The sequence below is a fragment of the Streptomyces sp. NPDC102490 genome (assembly GCF_044765285.1).
Taxonomy (GTDB): Bacteria; Actinomycetota; Actinomycetes; order Streptomycetales; family Streptomycetaceae; genus Streptomyces.
Window position 1 is genome coordinate 684,226 of sequence record NZ_JBIWJU010000001.1, and the last position, 14,944, is coordinate 699,169.

Annotated in this window: 15 protein-coding genes and 1 pseudogene; 3 read left to right on the forward strand and 13 right to left on the reverse strand. The window is 72.8% G+C overall.

Going from position 1 to position 14,944, the window contains the following annotated elements; all coding sequences use genetic code 11:
• Positions 1 to 80 precede the first annotated feature (80 nt).
• Positions 81 to 1,001 carry a LysR family transcriptional regulator gene (locus ACIRGB_RS03090; RefSeq protein ID WP_403858081.1) on the reverse strand — a complete coding sequence of 307 codons (921 nt, stop codon included), beginning with the start codon at positions 999 to 1,001 and terminating at the stop codon, positions 81 to 83.
• A 96-nt stretch (positions 1,002 to 1,097) separates the two neighbouring features.
• Between ACIRGB_RS03090 and ACIRGB_RS03095 the strand changes: the two genes are divergently transcribed.
• Together ACIRGB_RS03095 and ACIRGB_RS03100 are read left to right on the forward strand one after the other, a co-directional pair.
• Positions 1,098 to 1,766: an MOSC domain-containing protein gene (locus ACIRGB_RS03095; protein ID WP_403858083.1), complete on the forward strand. Its 669-nt coding sequence runs from the start codon at positions 1,098 to 1,100 to the stop codon at positions 1,764 to 1,766.
• Between the two features lie 54 nt (positions 1,767 to 1,820).
• Entirely contained in the window at positions 1,821 to 2,594 is a 774-nt protein-coding gene (locus ACIRGB_RS03100) for an SDR family NAD(P)-dependent oxidoreductase (protein WP_403858085.1), read from the forward strand.
• A gap of 212 nt (positions 2,595 to 2,806) precedes the next feature.
• Here ACIRGB_RS03100 and groL read toward each other — a convergent pair whose 3' ends face one another.
• The 4 genes from groL to ACIRGB_RS03120 form a co-directional block, all read right to left on the reverse strand.
• Positions 2,807 to 4,432, reverse strand: coding sequence for a chaperonin GroEL (gene groL / locus ACIRGB_RS03105; RefSeq protein WP_059300056.1), 1,626 nt, complete (start codon positions 4,430 to 4,432; stop codon positions 2,807 to 2,809).
• Between the two features lie 133 nt (positions 4,433 to 4,565).
• On the reverse strand, positions 4,566 to 4,874 hold the full coding sequence (gene groES / locus ACIRGB_RS03110) for a co-chaperone GroES (RefSeq protein WP_019329594.1): 309 nt from the start codon (positions 4,872 to 4,874) through the stop codon (positions 4,566 to 4,568).
• Positions 4,875 to 5,193: 319 nt separating this feature from the next.
• Positions 5,194 to 5,922 (reverse strand): polysaccharide deacetylase family protein, encoded by a 729-nt coding sequence (locus ACIRGB_RS03115; RefSeq protein ID WP_403858088.1) that lies wholly within the window; start codon positions 5,920 to 5,922, stop codon positions 5,194 to 5,196.
• A complete protein-coding gene (locus tag ACIRGB_RS03120; protein ID WP_403858090.1) occupies positions 5,919 to 6,839 on the reverse strand; it encodes a polysaccharide deacetylase family protein in 921 nt (306 codons plus the stop codon). Before ACIRGB_RS03120 ends, ACIRGB_RS03115 begins: the two co-directional genes overlap by 4 nt.
• A gap of 90 nt (positions 6,840 to 6,929) precedes the next feature.
• Between ACIRGB_RS03120 and ACIRGB_RS03125 the strand changes: the two genes are divergently transcribed.
• Entirely contained in the window at positions 6,930 to 8,120 is a 1,191-nt protein-coding gene (locus ACIRGB_RS03125; RefSeq protein WP_403858092.1) for a methyltransferase domain-containing protein, read from the forward strand.
• On the opposite strand, the gene ACIRGB_RS03130 is transcribed toward ACIRGB_RS03125, so the two are convergent.
• The 8 genes and pseudogenes from ACIRGB_RS03130 to tsaB form a co-directional block, all read right to left on the reverse strand.
• A complete protein-coding gene (locus ACIRGB_RS03130; protein WP_403858094.1) occupies positions 8,117 to 9,373 on the reverse strand; it encodes an RNA polymerase sigma factor in 1,257 nt (418 codons plus the stop codon). The two genes, ACIRGB_RS03125 and ACIRGB_RS03130, sit on opposite strands and share 4 nt — an antisense overlap.
• A gap of 64 nt (positions 9,374 to 9,437) precedes the next feature.
• Positions 9,438 to 9,794 (reverse strand): YciI family protein, encoded by a 357-nt coding sequence (locus ACIRGB_RS03135; protein ID WP_403858096.1) that lies wholly within the window; start codon positions 9,792 to 9,794, stop codon positions 9,438 to 9,440.
• Between the two features lie 123 nt (positions 9,795 to 9,917).
• Positions 9,918 to 10,955, reverse strand: coding sequence for an LCP family protein (locus tag ACIRGB_RS03140; protein ID WP_403858098.1), 1,038 nt, complete (start codon positions 10,953 to 10,955; stop codon positions 9,918 to 9,920).
• Between the two features lie 129 nt (positions 10,956 to 11,084).
• The gene (locus tag ACIRGB_RS03145) at positions 11,085 to 12,137 is read right to left on the reverse strand and encodes a LacI family DNA-binding transcriptional regulator (RefSeq protein WP_403858100.1); all 1,053 of its coding nucleotides are present in this window, start codon (positions 12,135 to 12,137) and stop codon (positions 11,085 to 11,087) included.
• Between the two features lie 171 nt (positions 12,138 to 12,308).
• Positions 12,309 to 12,557: pseudogene (locus ACIRGB_RS03150) on the reverse strand (hypothetical protein); the annotation flags it as partial.
• On the reverse strand, positions 12,554 to 13,666 hold the full coding sequence (gene tsaD, locus ACIRGB_RS03155) for a tRNA (adenosine(37)-N6)-threonylcarbamoyltransferase complex transferase subunit TsaD (protein ID WP_403858102.1): 1,113 nt from the start codon (positions 13,664 to 13,666) through the stop codon (positions 12,554 to 12,556). The pseudogene ACIRGB_RS03150 and the gene tsaD, both read right to left, overlap by 4 nt.
• A complete protein-coding gene (gene rimI, locus ACIRGB_RS03160; RefSeq protein ID WP_076975875.1) occupies positions 13,659 to 14,192 on the reverse strand; it encodes a ribosomal protein S18-alanine N-acetyltransferase in 534 nt (177 codons plus the stop codon). The genes tsaD and rimI overlap by 8 nt, the downstream gene beginning before the upstream one ends.
• Positions 14,189 to 14,842, reverse strand: a complete 654-nt coding sequence (tsaB, locus tag ACIRGB_RS03165; protein ID WP_403858104.1) for a tRNA (adenosine(37)-N6)-threonylcarbamoyltransferase complex dimerization subunit type 1 TsaB — start codon at positions 14,840 to 14,842, stop codon at positions 14,189 to 14,191. The genes rimI and tsaB overlap by 4 nt, the downstream gene beginning before the upstream one ends.
• Positions 14,843 to 14,944 lie beyond the last annotated feature (102 nt).

Consider the following 14,944-nt stretch of genomic DNA (forward strand, 5'->3'; position numbering starts at 1 on the left):
CTCTGGAAGTCTCTGGAGGAAGTCTCTGGAAGAAGGCGACGAAGGCCCCTCAAGGACCCCCGCAGGACTCCCCGACGCGGTCAGCGCGCGGCCGACAGGCGCGCGCCCGCCCGGGCCAGCTCGTCCAGCGTGGCCGTCACGGCCGGCACCTGCGCCAGGTCGGGCAGCGTGAGCGCGACGATCTCCCGCCGCACGGCCGGCTCCAGCGCGACCGTCCGCACTCCCCTGGGCCGTACGGACTCGACGGCGAGCTGGGGCAGGACGGCCACTCCGAGACCCGCGCCGACCAGACCGACCACCGCCGGGTAGTCGTCGGTCGCGAAGTCGATACGGGGGATGAAACCGGCCCCCTCGCACACCTCGACCAGCTGGCCGCGACAGCGCGGGCAGCCCGCGATCCAGGACTCCCGGGCCAGCTCCCCGATGGCCACGGACCCGACCCCTTCCGTACGGGCGAGCCGGTGCTCCTCGGGAACCAGCGCCACCAGCCGGTCGGTCAGCAGCGGCCGTACGACCAGGTCGTCCCACTCCTCGGCGCCGGCCGCGCCCTCGTAGCGGAAGGCCAGCGCCACGTCGCAGTCACCCTCGCGCAGCAGCTCGACGGACTTGGGCGGCTCGGCCTCCTCCAGGGACACCCGGGTGCCGGGGTGCGCGGCGCGCAGCGCGGCCAGGGCGGTCGGTACGAGGGTGGAGCTGCCGCTGGGGAAGGAGACCAGCCGCACCCGTCCGGCGCGCAGCCCGGCGATCGCGGCGACCTCCTCCTCGGCCGCCGTCAGCCCGGCGATGATCCCGGCGGCATGCCGCACCAGCGCCTCTCCGGCCTGGGTCAGCCGCATCTCGCGCCCGGTGCGCACCAGCAGCGGGGTACCGACGGAGGACTCCAGGGCCTTCATCTGCTGGCTGACGGCGGGCTGGGTGCAGCCCAGCTCGCGCCCCGCGGCGGAGAAGGAACCGGTGGATGCCACGGCGCGCAGTACGCGGAGATGTCGAGCCTCGATCACATCCCCGAGGATAAGCGCCCCTTTGACCGGACGACGAATATTGCGTCGCCGCTTTGACCGCGCATGTCCTACCGTTCTCGCATGCACCTTCCCGCCATGAGGCTCCTGTCCGTCAACCTGGGTCGCGCGAAGGCGGTGCCGTACACGGACCAGCCCGAGGGCGTCACCGGCATCGACAAGCGGCCGGCCGACGGCCCGGTGCGGGTCGCGGCGCCCGGCGCGAAGGGCTTCGGGGCGAGCGGCCTGGCCGGCGACACCGTCTGCGACACGCGGCACCACGGCGGCGACGACCAGGCGGTGTACGCGATGGCGCGCGAGGACCTGGACGCCTGGGAGCGCGAGCTGGGCCGCGAGCTGCCGAACGGCTCGTTCGGCGAGAACCTCACCACCACCGGGCTGGACCTCTCCGGTGCCCTCATCGGCGAGCGCTGGCGGGTCGGCCCGGAGCTGCTCCTGGAAGTCACGTCCGGACGCATCCCCTGCCGCACCTTCCAGGGCCACCTGGGTGAACCGCGCTGGGTGAAGCGCTTCACGGAGAAGGGCGCGCCGGGTGCCTACTTCCGGGTACTCGAACCCGGTGAGATCCGCGCGGGCGACCCGGTGCGGATCGTGCACCGGCCCGCCCACGAGGTGACGGTGGCCCTGCAGTTCCGCGCGGTGACCACCCAGCGCGAGCTGCTCCCCCGGCTGCTCGCGGCGGGCGACGCGCTGCACCCGGAGGCGCTGGCGTCGGCTCGGAAGTACGTGGCGCAGTACGGCGGCTGAGCGAGGCGGAGGTGCTCGGTCCGCCCCCGTGATCCCGCGCCCTAACCTTGCGCCATGACAACGGCATTGATTACGGGATCGACGGCGGGCCTCGGTGCCGCGTTCGCGCGTCGGCTGGCGGCCGACGGACACAACCTGGTGCTGGTGGCCCGCGACACCAAGCGACTGCGCGAACAGGCCACCGAACTGCACGACCGGCACGGCATCGAGGCGGAGGTGCTCACGGCGGACCTGTCGACGGACGCCGGCATCGACGCGGTGGCCGCCCGGCTCGGGGACCGCAGGAGCCCCGTCGACCTGCTGGTCAACAACGCCGGTTTCGGCAACAAAGGCCGTTTCCTCGACGTGCCGATGGCCGACGAGCTGACCATGCTCAAGGTGCACTGCGAGGCGGTGCTCCGGCTGACCTCGGCGGCGGTGGAGGCGATGCGGGAACGGGGCCGCGGCGGCGTCGTCAACGTGGCCTCCGTCGCCGCCTTCGTCCCGCGCGGCACCTACGGCGCCTCCAAGGCCTGGGTCGTCCAGTTCACCCAGGGCGTGGCGAAGGACCTGGCCGGCAGCGGCGTACGCCTGATGGCCCTGGCCCCCGGCTTCGTGCGCACCGAGTTCCACGAGCGGGCCGGCATGGGCACGGACAACATCCCGAACTGGATGTGGCTCGACGCGGACAACGTCGTCGCCGCGGCCCTCGCCGACCTGTCGCGCGGCAAGTCCCTGTCGATCCCCGACCCCCGCTACAAGACCCTGATGGGCGCGGCGAAGCTGGTACCGCGGGGCCTGCTGGGCGGAATCACCTCACGCACGGGACGAAAGTACGGGCCGCAGTAGAAGGGAGAGCCGCTGCCCCCGCTTGCCTGCTCACTGAGGCTCGTCAGGGGAAGCACCCCCAAGGGGCGCGGGGAACTGCGCGACCAGCCACAGCGGCACCGCACCCGGCAACGAACCCGACGGGCCAGACGCGTCCCCGACACCGGCGCCACCGAAGCAACGGTGCCCGGCCCCCCGCAGGGGACCGGGCACCGTAAGGCTCAGCGCAGCGCTCAGTGGGAGTGGCCGTGGCCGTGGCCTGCGGCGGCCGGCTCTTCCTCTTCCTTCTTCTCGACGACCAGGGTCTCGGTCGTCAGCAGGAGGGAGGCGATGGAGGCGGCGTTCTCCAGGGCGGAGCGGGTGACCTTCACCGGGTCGATGACGCCGGCCTTGACCAGGTCGCCGTACTCGCCGGTGGCGGCGTTGAAGCCCTGGCCCTTGTCGAGCTCGGCGACCTTGGAGGTGATGACGTAACCCTCCAGGCCGGCGTTCTCGGCGATCCAGCGCAGCGGCTCGACGGCGGCGCGGCGGACGACCGCGACACCGGTGGCCTCGTCGCCGGTCTTGCCGAGGTTGCCCTCGAGGACCTTGACGGCGTGGACCAGCGCGGAGCCACCACCGGAGACGATGCCCTCCTCGACCGCGGCGCGGGTCGCGGAGATGGCGTCCTCCAGACGGTGCTTGCGCTCCTTCAGCTCCACCTCGGTGGCGGCGCCGACCTTGATCACGCACACGCCGCCGGCCAGCTTCGCGAGGCGCTCCTGGAGCTTCTCGCGGTCCCAGTCGGAGTCCGTGGACTCGATCTCGGCCTTGATCTGGTTGATGCGGCCCTCGACCTCGTCGCGCTTGCCGGCACCGTCGACGATGGTGGTGTCGTCCTTGGTGACGGTGATGCGGCGGGCGGTGCCGAGCACGTCCAGGCCGACCTGGTCGAGCTTGAGGCCGACCTCCTCGGAGATGACCGTGGCGCCGGTGAGGACGGCCATGTCCTGGAGCATCGCCTTGCGGCGGTCGCCGAAGCCGGGCGCCTTGACGGCCACCGCGTTGAAGGTGCCGCGGATCTTGTTGACGACGAGGGTGGAGAGCGCCTCGCCCTCCAGGTCCTCGGCGATGATCAGCAGCGGCTTGGAGGCGTTGGCCTGGATGACCTTCTCCAGCAGCGGCAGCAGGTCCGCGATGGAGGAGATCTTGCCCTGGTTGATCAGGATGTACGGGTCGTCGAGGACGGCCTCCATGCGCTCCTGGTCCGTCACGAAGTACGGCGACAGGTAGCCCTTGTCGAAGGCCATGCCCTCGGTGAAGTCCAGCTCCAGACCGAAGGTGTTGGACTCCTCGACGGTGATGACACCGTCCTTGCCGACCTTGTCCATCGCCTCGGCGATCAGCTCGCCGACCTGCTGGTCCTGGGCGGACAGCGCGGCCACGGCGGCGATGTCGGACTTCTCGTCGATCGGGCGGGCGGTGGCGAGAAGGTCTTCCGACACGGCTGCGACGGCCGCGTCGATGCCCTTCTTCAGCAGCGCCGGGGAGGCACCGGCGGCGACGTTCTTCAGGCCCTCGCGCACCAGCGCCTGGGCGAGCACGGTGGCGGTGGTGGTGCCGTCACCCGCGATGTCGTTGGTCTTGGTCGCCACCTCCTTCACCAGCTGGGCGCCGAGGTTCTCGTACGGGTCCTCGATCTCGACCTCGCGGGCGATGGTGACGCCGTCGTTGGTGATGGTGGGGGCGCCGAACTTCTTGTCGATGACGACGTTGCGGCCCTTGGGGCCGATCGTCACCTTCACGGTGTCGGCGAGCTTGTTGACGCCGCGCTCGAGGGCGCGACGGGCGTCCTCGTCGAACTTCAGGATCTTCGCCATGGGAGCGTGAGCCCTCTTCCGGAAATCTTGGGGTTATACGGCAACTGCGCCCCCGACGCCCGGCTTTTTATGGTCGCGGGAGCCAGGGGCGCAGCTGGAAAGCAAGGTGCTTCGGTGAAGTGAGGTGCTACTTCTACTTCTCGACGATCGCGAGCACGTCGCGGGCCGAGAGGACGAGGTACTCCTCGCCGTTGTACTTCACCTCGGTGCCGCCGTACTTGCTGTAGAGCACGACGTCGCCGACGCTGACGTCGAGCGGAAGACGGTTGCCGTCCTCGAAGCGGCCCGGGCCCACGGCCAGGACGACGCCCTCCTGGGGCTTCTCCTTGGCGGTGTCCGGAATGACCAGGCCCGAAGCCGTGGTCTGCTCGGCGTCGAGCGGCTGGACCACAATGCGGTCCTCGAGCGGCTTGATGGCAACCTTGGAGCTGGCGGTCGTCACGATCCGACCTCCCCCTTCGGAGATCTCACGGGGTTAACTGTCTGAGGTGGCGACCAGGTCGATCCGTCGTCGCGGGTGCCGGACCTGCCCGTCGCTGTGTTGGCACTCTCCGGTGGGGAGTGCCAGACCCGAGACTATGACCGCGATTAGCACTCGGTCAAGCGGAGTGCCAATGCCGGCGGCGCGTCGGCGGGGTTTTTGGTGTGAACGCCGGTCCGTGAGGGCACCCCGCGTCGGTGCCGGGCTCCCTGGGGGCTGCGCCCCCAGACCCCGCTTTCGGCCTGGACGGCCTCGTCCTCAAACGCCGGACGGGCTGTAATCACAAGTACTTTTCCAAGTTGCCCACCCTCAGTCCCCGCCCCTCGATCGTCCGCAGCAGACGTTCCGTGCGGGCCGTCAGGTCGGTGGCCGTCGGGTGGTCCGGGGCGACGGCGATGATGTCGCCGGGGTGGAGGCGGTGGTCGCCGCGGGTGTAGGTGAGGGCGCCCTCGGCGTCGAGGGTGGCGCGCCACAGGACGAGGGCCGTGATGCCGCAGTCGGCGGCGGCGCGCAGGGTCGTGGTGTCGTACGTGCCGTGCGGCGGGCGGAAGAGGTGGGCGCGGGCGCCGAAGCGCGACCTGAGCTTGGTCTGCTGGCCGCAGATCTCGGCGCGCTGCCCGGCATACGGCAGGCCGCGCAGGGAGCGGTGGTCGAGGGTGTGGTTCTGGAGGCTCGCGCCGAACGGGCGCAGCCGGGCGAAGTCGCCGTACGCCGGTCCGGCGACGGTGTCGGTGAGGAACAGGGTGACCGGGAGGTGCCGTTCGCGGACCAGGCCGGCGAAGGCGGGGTCGCGCTCGGCGCTGTCGTCGTAGGTGAGGAAGACGACCGGGTCGTCGGTGCGGACGTGGTCCACGACCGGGGGCAGCCGCCGTCCCTGGTCGGCGTCCTGGGCGGGGTCGCCGGCCGCCGCCGCGGGTCCGGCGGGGGCGGCGGGTCGGTCGCAGGCGGCGAGCGGGAGCAGCAGGGCGGCCAGGACGGCGCCGGCCGGTCGGAACCGCCCTCGCCTCACAGGTAGTCCTCCAGGCGGGCCACCGCGTACCCGTCGGCGGTGATCCGGTCCAGGAAGCGGCGGACCATGTCGGTCATCGTGCCGTCCCAGTCGTCGGTGCCCCGGAAGTGGGTGAGGACGATGTCGCCGGGGTGCAGGTCCTGGTCCCACTCGCGGTACTCCCAGTGGTCGACGTACACCTCCTCGCTCCAGATCGGGGCGTACTCGATGCCGCAGGACTTGGCGGCGCGCAGGGTGTCGCCGTCGTAGTTGCCGAAGGGCGGGCGGAAGAGGACGGGGCGCTTGCCGTAGCGCTTCTCCATCACGTCCTGCATGCCGCAGATCTCCTGCTTCTGCTCCTCGTAGGAGAGCGCGGGGAGGTAGGGGTGGCTCAGGGTGTGGTTGTTGAGGGTGACGCCGCGGGCCTGCATCTCCTTGAAGTAGCCGTAGTCGTCCTTGATCTCCTCGTCGGTGAGGAAGACGGTGTACGGGATCTTCAGCTCGCTCATCATCCTCAGGAACGCCGGGTCCTTCTCGGCGCCGTCGTCGATCGTGAGGAAGACGATCTTCTCCTTGGTGGGGACCGTGGTGAAGACCGGCGGGAGGCCGTCCTCCTCCTGGCCGTCGACCTCGAAGCCCTCGCGGGCCTTGATCTCCGGCTTCTTCCCGGGAGGCGCGGGGGCGGTGAGCGGGACCTTCTCGAGGTTCCAGCGCTTGGCGGCGGCGACCAGGGCGGCCCGGGCCTCGCGCGCCTTGGCCGCGCCGTCGACCGCGCGGGCCGGGGGTGCCTGCTGGCCGGCGGCGCCCCGCACCGCCTGGTCGTCGCCCTGCGCGCAGCCGGCGGCGAGGGCGGCGACGGCGAGGACGGCGGTGACACGAGGCGCCCGGGACACGCGACGCGACGCCCGACTTTTGTCATTTTGTACGACTGCTCGCATGGTGCCGGATCCTCGCAGTCCCCCGCCGCCGAACCCGGCCCGACACCGCGCCGGAGGCACACCATCCACCGACTGGCCCACAATGAGTCGGTGAACGACCTGGACTCCCTCCTCGCCCTGCTCGCCCCCGAAGGCCGCGCGCTCCTCGACGAGGTGCGCGACACCGACCCCGCGCGGGAGTTGGCGGTCGCGACCCGACTGCGGCGCACGCATCCCGCCGGGCTGGTGTCGGCGGCGCTCGGGCAGGCGCGGCTGCGGCAGCGCGCGGTGGCGAAGTTCGGGGCCGAGGACGCCGGGCGGATGCTCTTCACGCCCAACGGGGTCGAGCAGTCGACCCGGGCGAGTGTGGCGGCGTACCGGGCGGAGTGCCTGCGGGCGCTCGGGGTGCGGTCGGTGGCCGACCTGTGCTGCGGGATCGGCGGTGACGCGATCGCGTTCGCCCGGGCCGGGATCCGGGTGCTCGCCGTCGACCGCGACCCGGTCACCGCGGCGGCGGCCCGCGCCAACGCCGACGCGCTCGGTCTCGCCGGCCTGATCGAGGTGCGCGAGGCCGACGTGACGGAGGTGGACACGGCCGGGTACGACGCCGTGTTCGTCGACCCCGCCCGGCGCTCCTCCCGACGCGGCCGGATCTTCGACCCGGAGGCGTACTCCCCGCCCCTGTCCTGGGCCGTGTCCGCCGCGCTCGGGGCACCGGTCGGCCTGCTGAAGATCGCGCCCGGCATTCCGCACGAGGCGATCCCCCCGGAGGCGACGGCCGAGTGGGTCTCGGACGGCGGGGACGTCAAGGAGGCCATGCTGTGGTTCGGCCGGGACGTGACGCCGGGGGCGCGGCGGGCGACGCTGCTGCCCGCCGTGGCGGGGCTCCGCGTGACCCCCGAGACCATGCTCCCGGACCCCGGGGTGCGGCCGGTCGGGAGGTACCTCTACGAGCCGGACGGCGCCGTCATCCGCGCCCACCTGGTCGCCGAGGTGGCCGAGGAGGTGGGGGGCGGGCTGATCGACCCGACCATCGCCTACGTCGCCGCCGACGAACGGCACCGCACGCCGTACGCCACCGCCTACGAGATCACCGATCAACTCCCGTTCAACGTCAAGAAGCTGAAGGCGCTGCTGCGGGAGCGCGGGGTCGGCACGCTGACCGTGAAGAAGCGGGGCTCGGCGGTGGAGCCGGAGGAACTGCGCAGGAAGGTCAGGCCGCAGGGGCCGAACGCCGCGACCGTGTTCCTGACCCGGGTCGCGGGGGCGCCGACGATGCTGATCGGGCATCCGGCGGGCTAGCCGGCCGCCTCCCGGGCGCGGCGCAGCAGGAGGGCGTGTTCGCGGGCGTTGCGGGTCAGGGACGCGGCCCGTTCGAACTCGGTGCGGGCCTCGGCCCCGCGGCCCAGGCGGAGCAGGAGGTCGCCGCGGACGCTGGGGAGCAGGTGGTACCCGCGCAGGGCGGGTTCGGCGGCGAGGGCGTCGACGAGGGCCAGGGCGGGGGCGGGGCCCTCGGCCATGGAGACGGCGACCGCGCGGTTGAGTTCGACGACCGGGGACGGGGCGCGGGCCGCGAGCAGGCCGTAGAGCGCGGCGATGCGGGGCCAGTCGGTCTCCTCGTACGTGTAGGCCGTCGCGTGGCAGGCGGCGATCGCGGCCTGGAGGACGTACGGGCCCGGGGCGCCGGAGCCGGTGGTGGCGCGGGCGTGGTCGAGGGCGGTGATGCCGCGGGCGATGAGCAGGCGGTTCCAGCGGTGGCGGTTCTGGTCCTTCAGCAGCACCGGCTCGCCGTCGGGGCCGGTGCGGGCGGCGGTGCGGGAGGACTGGAACTCCAGCAGCGCCGTCAGGCCGTGGACCTCGGGTTCCTTCGGCATCAGGGCGGACAGGACGCGGGCCAGGCGCAGGGCGTCCTCGCACAGGGCGGGGCGGAGCCAGTCGTCGCCGGCGGTGGCCGCGTAACCCTCGTTGAAGATCAGGTAGATGACCTCCAGGACCGAGCCGAGGCGGGCCGCGCGGTCGGGGCCGTACGGCACCTCGAAGGCGATGTTCTTCCTGGCCAGGGTGCGTTTGGCGCGCACGATGCGCTGGGCGACCGTCGGTTCGGGGACGAGGCAGGCGCGGGCGATCTCCGGCGTGGTCAGACCGCCGAGCAGGCGGAGCGTGAGGGCGATGCGGGCCTCGGCGGACAGCACCGGGTGGCAGGCGGTGAAGACCAGTCGGAGCAGGTCGTCGTCGATGTCCTCGGGGTCGGCGGGCTCCTCGGGCGGGGGCGCCGAGGCGGGCAGGTCCCGGCCGATCTCCGCGAGCTTGCGGGCGTAGGTCTCCCGGCGCCGGATCAGGTCGACGGCGCGGCGGCGGGCGGTGGTCATGAGCCAGGCGCCCGGGTTGTCGGGCACGCCGTCCCGGGGCCACTGCTCCAGGGCGGCGACCAGGGCGTCCTGGGTGAGTTCCTCGGCGATGCCGACGTCCCGGACGAGCCGGGCCACGCCGGCGATGACGCGGGGCGACTCCAGCCGGAAGACGGTTTCGAGGGCGGCGGTGGGCTGCGGTTCCACAGCCCACCATGCAACACCCTCGGGGCGCCGGGGCAAAACGGGACGCGGCCCGCCCTCCGTCGGCTCAGCCCTCCATCAGCTCCCGCACCTCGCAGGTCACCGTCCAGTAGTCCTCGTGCACCTTCAGGAAGCGCTTGGCCCACTCGACCGCCTCGGCCTGGTCCTTGGCCTGGAGGAGGGAGTAGCCGCCGATGACCTCCTTGGTCTCGGTGAAGGGCCCGTCAGTGACGGAGAGCTCTCCGCCCTCGTAGTGGACGCGGGTGCCCTGGGAGGTGGGCGTCAGCCCGGCCGTGTCGAGCAGGACGCCCGCCTTGGTCATCTCCTCCATCAGCTTCTCCATCCGCTGGATCAGCTCGGGGCTGGGACCGCCGGACAGGGCGTCGGACTCCTCGATGCGGATCAGCGACAGGTAGCGGGGCATGGTGACTCCTCGGGGTGGTCGGCGGCCGGGGTTCCTCCCCGGCCTCTCACCCCTTGCGTCGGACGGGAGAGCCGTGGATCGACACCCGCGGCGGGATTCCCCCGGAATTTTTTCGGGAGCTTCTCAGCGCAGCGTTTTCCACAGGTCGGCGGCGTCCGGCTGGTCGGCCACCACCCGGTTGGGGTCGAAGGGCGCGGGCACCACCGGCATCGTCAGCGTGCGTACGGCGGCCGCGTCCAGGTTCCCGAGGCTGCGGCCCAGGTCCGTCAGCTCGCCCAGCGAGTCCAGGCCGGTGTCGGTGGTGAGGCTGCCGGTGAGGGCGTCGGCGACCTGGTAGAGGCGTGCGGGGTCGGTGAGCAGGTCGGTGGCGGAGATCTGCTCGAGCAGCGCCTTGACGAGCTTGTGCTGGAGCTCTATCCGGGCGAGGTCGCTGCCGCCCGCCAGCCCGTACCGGGTGCGGGCCAGGCCGAGGGCCTCGGTGCCGTCGAGGCGGTGGGTGCCGGCCTCCAGGTGCAGGTGGCTCTTGTCGTCGTCGATGTCGGCGTCCGTGGTGACGGTGACCCCGCCGAGCGCGTCGACCAGGTCGGCGAAGCCGGAGAAGTCGACCTCGACGTAGTGGTCCATGCGGACCCCGGTGAGTGACTCGACGGTCTTCACGGCGCAGACCGGCCCGCCCAGTTCGTAGGCCGTGTTGAACATCGCGCTGCGTGCCGCCCTGGTCGTACCGCCGGAGGGCAGCGGGCAGGAGGGCCGCTCGACGAGCGTGTCCCGCGGGATGCTGACGACGGTGGCGGCGGTGCGGCCCGCGTCGAGGTGGACGACCATCGCCGTGTCCGAGCGGGCGCCCCCGCTGTCGCCGCCGCCGAGTTCCCGGTTCTCCTCGCCGCCGCGCGAGTCGGAGCCGAGGACCAGGATGTTCAGGGCGCCGGTGGGCACCGGGGACGCGGAGCCCGCGGCGGAGGGGGCGGTGACCGGCCGCGCGGGGCGGTCGTCCCCGAGCGCGCTGTCGATGTCGACGCTCTGGATGTTGCCGTTCAGGTGCCAGTAGGCCCAGCCCGCCGCCCCGGCGCCCAGCAGCAGGGAACCGGCCAGGGCCAGGCCGGCCACCTTCAGCCCTTTGCGGTGGCCGCTCCGGCCGTCCTGTCCGCCCCCTGCCGCCATGCGTCAGCCCCCGCCCCGCCCGTCCCGTCGCGTCCCCGCCCGGATGCCCCGCCGGAAGGAACATAAGTCCGAATTATTGAAACTGGAACAGGTGAATCGGGCTTCTGCGGAAATTCTCAGACTCGCGGCTCATTCCTGCCGGGGCGGCGCCGTGCTGCTGCGCACCTCCAGGCTGGTGGCCAGCTCCACGCGGGTCGCCGTCGAGGAGCCGTCGTCCCGTCCGAGGTCCAGGACGAGCCGGGCCGCCGCCTCGGCCATCTCCATCAGCGGCTGCCGTACGGTCGTCAGCGGCGGCCCCACCCAGCGGGCCACCGGCAGGTCGTCGAACCCGACCACGCTCAGGTCGTGCGGGATGCGCAGCCCCAGTTCGCGGGCGGCCTCGTACAGGCCGAGCGCCTGGAGGTCGTTGCCGGCGAAGACGGCGGTCGGGCGGTCCGGGCGGCGCAGCAGTTCCAGGCCCTGCCGGTAGCCGGCCTCGTGGTGGAAGTCGCCGGTCACGATCAGGCCGGGGTCGACCGGCAGCCCCGCCGTCTCCAGGGCCGCCCGGTAGCCGTCGACGCGGGCGCGGCTGCACATCATGCGGGTGGGTCCGCTGATGGCGCCGATGCGGGTGTGGCCGAGGTCGACCAGGTGCCGGGTGGCGGCGAGGCCGCCCTGCCAGTTGGTGGCGCCGATGGACGGCACGTCGGCGCCCGGGTCGCCGGCCGGGTCCATCACCACGAACGGGATGGAGCGGCTGGTGAGCAGGGCCCGCTGGGACTCGTCGAGGCCGGACAGGACGAGGATCACGCCGTGCGGACGGCGGGCGGCGACCTGGTCGGCCCAGGTCCGGCCGGGGGTGAGGCGGCCCGCGCTCTCGGAGAGCACGACGCTGAGCCCGGTGTCCCTGGCCACGTTCTCCACGCCGCGGATGACCTCCATCGCCCAGGCGCTCTCCAGCTCGTGGAAGACCAGGTCGATCAGGGGCGAGCGGGTCGACTCGGCCCGCCTGCGCCGGTAGCCGTGGACGCGGAGCAGTTCCTCGACGCGGGCCCGGGTCGAGGGGGCGACGTCGGCGCGCCCGTTGAGCACCTTCGAAACAGTCGGCGCCGACACGCCGGCCTCACGCGCGATCTCGGCGAGAGTCGCGGTCTGGGCGGACCGCTTTTGCGTCCGGGTTTCAGCGGGCTGCGGGGATGTCATGGCGGCGATCGTAACCCCATGGGGCCACCTGACGAAGGGTTCGGCGAACCGACCATCCTCGGAACATTCGAAGCGGACGCCGAATCATTCGACCCGGGCGGCGTCGCCCTCGGTGGACTCGACGGACTCGACGGACTCGACGGACTCGACCGGCTCGACTGGCTCGACGGACTCGACCGACTCGAACCGCCAGCGGTGCACCGCCCGCGCCACCAGAGCGTCGTCCGGCTCGGGCAGCTCCGGGAGTTCGGCCTCGTACACGGCGTCCCACCAGGTGATGACGAGGACGCGGTCCTGCGGGGCGCGCAGGGTCTCCCGGCGCAGCGGCCGCAGCGGCAGCTCCTGCCGCCGCGCCCAGGCCAGCAGCTCCCCGCCCCGGCCGGGCACGGCCCGCGCCTCCCACATCAGCGCGACGGTCACGAGTACAAGTTCTCCTTGCTGACCTCGTGCACGTGGTCGTGCGTGTGCGTGTGGCCCTGCCCCGGCACGTGCGGGTCCGTCACCGGGAGGGAGGAGTCGGCCGAGAGGTCCCAGTCGGAGGCGGCCCGGTTCCGGGCGACCATCTCGGCGCCGAGCGCGGCGACCATCGCGCCGTTGTCCGTGCACAGCTTGGGACGCGGCACCCGCAGCCGGATGCCGGCCGCCTCGCAGCGCTCCTGGGCCAGCGCCCGCAGCCGGGAGTTGGCGGCCACGCCGCCGCCGATCATCAGGTGGTCGACGCCCTCGTCCTTGCAGGCCCGCACGGCCTTGCGGGTCAGCACGTCCACGACCGCCTCCTGGAAGGAGGCCGACACGTCGCGCACCGGCACCTCCTCCCCCGCCGCCCGCTTCGCCTCGATCCAGCGGGCCACGGCCGTCTTGAGACCGGAGAAGGAGAAGTCGTACGCCGGGTCGCGCGGGCCGGTCAGACCGCGCGGGAAGGCGATCGCGTCCGGGTCGCCCTCGCGCGCGTACCGGTCGATGACCGGACCGCCCGGGAAGCCCAGGTTCAGCACACGGGCGATCTTGTCGAAGGCCTCGCCGGCCGCGTCGTCGATGGTGGCGCCCAGCGGGCGGACGTCGGAGGTGATGTCCGTGGACAGGAGCAGGGAGGAGTGCCCGCCGGAGACCAGCAGGGCCATCGTCGGCTCGGGCAGCGCGCCGTGTTCGAGCTGGTCGACGCAGATGTGCGAGGCGAGGTGGTTGACGCCGTACAGCGGCTTGCCGAGCGCGTAGGCGTACGCCTTGGCCGCCGAGACGCCGACCAGCAGGGCACCCGCGAGGCCGGGTCCGGCGGTGACGGCGATGCCGTCGAGGTCGCGGGCGCTCACCCCCGCCTCCTTGAGGGCGCGCTCGATGGTGGGCACCATCGCCTCCAGGTGGGCGCGGCTCGCCACCTCCGGCACGACGCCGCCGAAGCGGGCGTGCTCGTCGACGCTGGACGCGACCGCGTCGGCCAGCAGGGTGGTGCCGCGCACGACACCGACGCCGGTCTCGTCGCAGGAGGTCTCGATCCCCAGTACGAGAGGCTCGTCGCGTGAGTCAGCCATGGTTCTCGGTTCCTCGTTCGGTTCCCGGTACGGAGGTGGACGGGTCGGTCAGGCGCATCACCAGGGCGTCCACGTTCCCCGGCTGGTAGTAGCCGCGTCTGAAGCCGATGGGCTCGAAGCCGAAGCGCTCGTAGAGGCGCTGGGCGCGGGTGTTGTCCACCCGGCACTCCAGGAGCACCTCGGTGCACTCGAAGTCGGTCGCCGCGCGCAGCAGCTCGGTCAGCAGCCGCGCCCCGAGGCCGGTGCCCCAGTGGTCGCGGGCGACGGCGATGGTCTGCACGTCGGCCTGCTCCCCGGAGGTGACCAGGCCCGCGTAGCCGACGACGTGGCCGTCCTCCTCGGCGACGAGGTAGCGCCGGGTCGCCCCGGGCCCGCGCGCGTGCGCCAGCTCGGACCAGAACATCCCGCGCGACCAGGCGTCCTCCGGGAACAGCTCCCGCTCCATGCGCAGCACGGGGTCGATGTCCCACCAGCGCATTTCGCGCAGCGCGGCGGACGCGGACTCGGCAGTGGCTGGCTCGGTCACTTCGGGGTGACCACCTTGTAGTTCTTGGGGACCTGCGCGTCGGGCCGGCGCAGGTACAGCGGCCGGGGCGCGGGCAGCTCCTCCCCCGCCGCCAGCCTCTCGGCGGCCAGCCGGGCCAGGGCGGCGGCGGACACGTGCTCCGGCTCGTGCGCCCGGGGGAAGGTGTCCGGGTACAGCAGCGCGCCCGCGCCGACGGCCGGGAGCCCGGCCACCCGGTCCGCGAGGTCGGCGGGCCGGTCGACGGCCGGGTCGGTGAGCCGGGTGCGGGAGTCGGCGTACCGCGCCCAGTAGACCTCCTTGCGGCGGGCGTCGGTCGCCACCACGAAGGGGCCCTCCAGGTCGGCGGCGAAGGCGAGGCCGTCCAGCGTGCACACACCGTGCACGGGCACGCCGAGCGCGAGCCCGAAGGCGTCCGCGGTCATCAGGCCGACGCGCAGCCCCGTGTACGGTCCGGGGCCGGTGCCGGCGACGATGCCGGTGACGGCGTCGAGCCGCAGGCCGGCCTCCGCGAGTACCCGGTCGACGGCGGGCAGCAGCAGCTCACCGTGCCGACGGGCGTCGACCTGGCTCGACGAGGCGATGACGTCCGTGCCGTCGTGCAGCGCGACGGTGACGGCGGGCGTGGCGGTATCCAGAGCGAGCAAGAGCACGCAAACAGCCTACGGCGCCGCGGGGCCCGCGCCGGACGCCCTGTGGACAACCCGGGTGCCTTCGCCCGGCGCGACCCGACCACCCCGTGTCGCGCACCGCGT